General features: G+C 54.8%; 3 tRNA genes and 3 rRNA genes. All 6 read left to right on the top strand.

Annotated elements, in window-relative coordinates:
• Nucleotides 1-235 precede the first annotated feature (235 nt).
• The 6 genes from FCU40_RS22420 (at nt 236) to FCU40_RS22395 (ending at nt 5539) form a co-directional block, all read left to right on the top strand.
• Nucleotides 236-1719 (top strand): 16S ribosomal RNA (locus tag FCU40_RS22420).
• A gap of 173 nt (nt 1720-1892) precedes the next feature.
• Nucleotides 1893-1969 (top strand) — tRNA-Ile (locus FCU40_RS22415).
• Between the two features lie 52 nt (nt 1970-2021).
• Nucleotides 2022-2097, top strand: a tRNA-Ala gene (locus FCU40_RS22410).
• Between the two features lie 297 nt (nt 2098-2394).
• Nucleotides 2395-5179 (top strand): 23S ribosomal RNA (locus FCU40_RS22405).
• A 104-nt stretch (nt 5180-5283) separates the two neighbouring features.
• Nucleotides 5284-5398, top strand: a 5S ribosomal RNA gene (rrf, locus tag FCU40_RS22400).
• Together the 16S, 23S and 5S rRNA genes with 3 tRNA genes alongside form the textbook arrangement of a ribosomal RNA operon.
• 64 nt (nt 5399-5462) lie before the next feature.
• A tRNA-Met gene (locus tag FCU40_RS22395) sits at nt 5463-5539 on the top strand.
• Nucleotides 5540-5547 lie beyond the last annotated feature (8 nt).

Genomic DNA, 5547 nt, shown 5'->3' with positions numbered 1-5547 from the left:
TCGGGTCTTTGACATTGTTGATTTGGAAAGAGAAACGCAGGCGGCGGCGCTCTGGCGATGGACCTAGGGGTTCATCTTGACGCTGACGAATGCGGTCTCTTGAAGACACCATTAATACGGTGGCTGATGCTTATGCGTTGGTCATTGTGTGATGGGAACTCGTCAAGAAACTATGCAAACCAGATACGCGATCGGGGTTTTCCCCCTGATCAAATAGCTGGAGTCAATGTCAACTCAACCTGAGAGTTTGATCCTGGCTCAGAGCGAACGCTGGCGGCAGGCCTAACACATGCAAGTCGAACGGATCCTTCGGGATTAGTGGCGGACGGGTGAGTAACACGTGGGAACGTGCCCTTTGGTTCGGAACAACTCAGGGAAACTTGAGCTAATACCGGATGTGCCCTTCGGGGGAAAGATTTATCGCCATTGGAGCGGCCCGCGTCTGATTAGCTAGTTGGTGGGGTAAAGGCCCACCAAGGCGACGATCAGTAGCTGGTCTGAGAGGATGATCAGCCACATTGGGACTGAGACACGGCCCAAACTCCTACGGGAGGCAGCAGTGGGGAATCTTGCGCAATGGGCGAAAGCCTGACGCAGCCATGCCGCGTGAATGATGAAGGTCTTAGGATTGTAAAATTCTTTCACCGGGGACGATAATGACGGTACCCGGAGAAGAAGCCCCGGCTAACTTCGTGCCAGCAGCCGCGGTAATACGAAGGGGGCTAGCGTTGCTCGGAATTACTGGGCGTAAAGGGAGCGTAGGCGGACTGTTAAGTTAGAGGTGAAAGCCCAGGGCTCAACCTTGGAATTGCCTTTGATACTGGCAGTCTTGAGTACGGAAGAGGTATGTGGAACTCCGAGTGTAGAGGTGAAATTCGTAGATATTCGGAAGAACACCAGTGGCGAAGGCGACATACTGGTCCGTTACTGACGCTGAGGCTCGAAAGCGTGGGGAGCAAACAGGATTAGATACCCTGGTAGTCCACGCCGTAAACGATGAGTGCTAGTTGTCGGCATGCATGCATGTCGGTGACGCAGCTAACGCATTAAGCACTCCGCCTGGGGAGTACGGTCGCAAGATTAAAACTCAAAGGAATTGACGGGGGCCCGCACAAGCGGTGGAGCATGTGGTTTAATTCGAAGCAACGCGCAGAACCTTACCACCTTTTGACATGCCTGGACCGCCACAGAGATGTGGTTTTCCCTTCGGGGACTGGGACACAGGTGCTGCATGGCTGTCGTCAGCTCGTGTCGTGAGATGTTGGGTTAAGTCCCGCAACGAGCGCAACCCTCGCGATTAGTTGCCATCAGGTTTGGCTGGGCACTCTAATCGTACTGCCGGAGTTAATCCGGAGGAAGGCGGGGATGACGTCAAGTCCTCATGGCCCTTACAAGGTGGGCTACACACGTGCTACAATGGCGACTACAGAGGGCTGCAATCCCGCGAGGGGGAGCCAATCCCTAAAAGTCGTCTCAGTTCGGATTGTTCTCTGCAACTCGAGAGCATGAAGTTGGAATCGCTAGTAATCGCGGATCAGCATGCCGCGGTGAATACGTTCCCGGGCCTTGTACACACCGCCCGTCACACCATGGGAGTTGGCTTTACCCGAAGGCGCTGCGCTAACCGCAAGGAGGCAGGCGACCACGGTAGGGTCAGCGACTGGGGTGAAGTCGTAACAAGGTAGCCGTAGGGGAACCTGCGGCTGGATCACCTCCTTTCTAAGGATGCCTCTCCAGCTCTCACGGGCTATTGAGGCTCCAGACACGGTCGCTAGACGACCAACAAAGAGCGGATCGCCGCCGTCTTCGTTTCTCTTTCCACTCATCTTGATCGACGAAAGATCAAGATGCGATCGCGAGCCCGGAGGCACGACGCCTGCGAAGGCCGTCATAGGCCTGTAGCTCAGGTGGTTAGAGCGTACGCCTGATAAGCGTAAGGTCGGCAGTTCGAGTCTGCCCAGGCCTACCACTCTTCTCCTGAAGCTTCGGATCACGACCAGCTCTCCTGGCTAAACCCGTTTGGGGCCATAGCTCAGTTGGTAGAGCGCCTGCTTTGCAAGCAGGATGTCGTCGGTTCGAATCCGTCTGGCTCCACCATGCTTTGTTGGAAATCTTCACTTCGTCTTCGCTCAAGCAGCGAAGCGATAGCGAAGACGATGAGACAAAGAAATCTCGCGATTGGAATGACAAGTTTGCAGCGCCACTTGGTGGCGATGCGAAATGACATTGTGAAGGCAGGGTTCTCCCGCCGACCGCAGCTCACCCCTGGGATGCGGTATCGGTTTAAGGGCGGACTTAAGAAGACATCATTGTCTGACTAAAGGTAGAGCCCGTGCTCGGGCCTTCCCGCGAGATGCGGCGAGGTTCGAATACAGCATGGGTTTTGCTGAGAACGATCAAGCGCATAAGGGCTTCTGACGGATGCCTTGGCATTGAGAGGCGATGAAGGACGTGGCACGCTGCGATAAGAGCCGGGGAGGCGCGAGCACCCTTTGATCCGGCTATCTCCGAATGGGGAAACCCACCTTTATGGTCACCCGACTTAGTCTTGCCTTCGGGCAAGATCAGGATCGGTTGATCAGACAAGGTATAATGACCTGAATACATAGGGTTCATTAAGCAAACCCGGGGAACTGAAACATCTCAGTACCCGGAGGAAAGGACATCAACCGAGACTCCCGTAGTAGTGGCGAGCGAACCGGGACCAGGCCAGTGCTGTCGTGACATAAAGCTGAATGTGTTGGGAAACACAGCCATAGTGGGTGATAGCCCCGTAAGCGTCAAATAGCGACAGACTCGAGTAGGGCGGGACACGTGAAATCCTGTCTGAACATGGGGGGACCACCCTCCAAGCCTAAGTACTCCTCAATGACCGATAGCGAACAAGTACCGTGAGGGAAAGGTGAAAAGCACCCCGACAAGGGGAGTGAAACAGAACCTGAAATCGGAAGCCTACAAGCAGTCGGAGCCACCGCGCGTGGTGACGGCGTACCTTTTGTATAATGGGTCAGCGACTTCATGTGCCGTGCAAGCTTAAGCCGTTAGGTGTAGGCGCAGCGAAAGCGAGTCTGAATAGGGCGAATAAGTACGTCGCATGACGACCCGAAACCAGGTGATCTATCCATGAGCAGGTTGAAGGTAAGGTAACACTTACTGGAGGACCGAACCGGTGAATGTTGAAAAATTCTCGGATGACTTGTGGATAGGGGTGAAAGGCCAATCAAACCTGGACATAGCTGGTTCTCCGCGAAAACTATTTAGGTAGTGCCTCGGACGAATTCCTTGGGGGGTAGAGCACTGAATGGATGCGGGCGGCGCGAGCTGTACCAATTCTAATCAAACTCCGAATACCCAAGAGAACTATCCGGGAGACACACGGCGGGTGCTAACGTCCGTCGTGAAAAGGGAAACAACCCTAACCATCATCTAAGGCCCCCAAGTACTGGCTAAGTGGGAAACGATGTGGGTTTGCTTTGACAACCAGGATGTTGGCTTAGAAGCAGCCATCATTTAAAGAAAGCGTAACAGCTCACTGGTCAAGCGAACCTGCGCGGAAAATGTAACGGGGCTCAAGCCAGTCGCCGAAGGTATGGGTGTGCGTAAGCACGCGGTAGCGGAGCGTTCCGTAAGCCGATGAAGGTGAGGCGCGAGCCTTGCTGGAGGTATCGGAAGTGAGAATGCTGACATGAGTAGCGATAAAGAGGGTGAGAGACCCTCTCGCCGAAAGCCCAAGGGTTCCTGCGTAAAGCTAATCTGCGCAGGGTTAGTCGGCCCCTAAGGCGAGGCCGAAAGGCGTAGTCGATGGGAATCAGGTGAATATTCCTGAACCAGTTGGAAGTGACGGATCTGGTAAATTGTCAGGGCTTATTGGATTGTCCTGGCAGTGAACAGGTCCCTGGAAATAACTCCAACGGAGACCGTACCCGAAACCGACACAGGTGGGCAGGTAGAGTATACCAAGGCGCTTGAGAGAACTATGCTGAAGGAACTCGGCAAATTGCACGCGTAACTTCGGGATAAGCGTGACTCTCTTTTGGGCAACCAGATGAGAGTGGCACAAGCCAGGGGGTAGCGACTGTTTATCAAAAACACAGGGCTCTGCGAAGCCGCAAGGCGACGTATAGGGTCTGACGCCTGCCCGGTGCCTGAAGGTTAAAAGGAGGGGTGCAAGCTCTGAATTGAAGCCCAGGTAAACGGCGGCCGTAACTATAACGGTCCTAAGGTAGCGAAATTCCTTGTCGGGTAAGTTCCGACCTGCACGAATGGCGTAACGACTTCCCCACTGTCTCCAGCATAGGCTCAGCGAAATTGAATTCCCCGTGAAGATGCGGGGTTCCCGCGGTCAGACGGAAAGACCCTATGAACCTTTACTGCAGCTTCGCCTTGGCGTTAGCAGCAACATGTGTAGGATAGGTGGGAGGCTATGAAACAGGGGCGCCAGTTCCTGCGGAGCCATCCTTGAAATACCACCCTTATTGTTGCTGACGTCTAACCGCGGCCCGTTATCCGGGTCCGGGACATGGCGTGGCGGGCAGTTTGACTGGGGCGGTCGCCTCCCAAAGTGTAACGGAGGCGCGCGATGGTGGGCTCAGACCGGTCGGAAATCGGTCGTCGAGTGCAATGGCATAAGCCCGCCTGACTGCGAGACTGACAAGTCGAGCAGAGACGAAAGTCGGCCATAGTGATCCGGTGGTCCTGCGTGGAAGGGCCATCGCTCAACGAATAAAAGGTACTCTAGGGATAACAGGCTGATTTTGCCCAAGAGTCCATATCGACGGCAAAGTTTGGCACCTCGATGTCGGCTCATCACATCCTGGGGCTGGAGCAGGTCCCAAGGGTTCGGCTGTTCGCCGATTAAAGTGGTACGTGAGCTGGGTTCAGAACGTCGTGAGACAGTTTGGTCCCTATCTGCCGTGGGTGTACGAAGCTTGAGAGGATCTGTCCCTAGTACGAGAGGACCGGGATGGACACACCTCTGGTGGACCTGTCATGGCGCCAGCTGTGCAGCAGGGTAGCTAAGTGTGGAATAGATAACCGCTGAAAGCATCTAAGCGGGAAACTAACCTCAAAACAAGGCTTCGCCGAGAGCCGTGGAAGACCACCACGTTGATAGGCCGGGTGTGGAAGTGCGGCGACGCATGGAGCTTACCGGTACTAATAGCTCGATCGGCTTGATCGTTCTTCAGTCAAACCCATGCACAAACATGGCTCTACTTCAGACACTGATGTCTTCTTCTTAAATCTCCAGCCTCGAAAGCGGCTGGATGATATCCTTTTCGCTGACCTGGTGGCTTTGCCGGGGGTTCCCCACCCGATCCCATTCCGAACTCGGTCGTTAAGTCCCCCTGGGCCAATGGTACTTCGTCTCAAGGCGCGGGAGAGTAGGTCGCCGCCAGGTCCGCCAAAAGGATATCAACACTCAAGTCCATCCGAACCCTTCCTCACAATCACCAACACCCTGACGCGGGGTGGAGCAGCCCGGTAGCTCGTCAGGCTCATAACCTGAAGGTCACAGGTTCAAATCCTGTCCCCGCACCCAAGGTCTCG

This window comes from Caulobacter sp. SSI4214 (assembly GCF_012184455.1).
Taxonomy (GTDB): Bacteria; Pseudomonadota; Alphaproteobacteria; order Caulobacterales; family Caulobacteraceae; genus Caulobacter; species Caulobacter vibrioides_E.
Note: the sequence above shows the minus strand (reverse complement) of the source record. Positions and strands in the feature narration are given on the sequence as shown.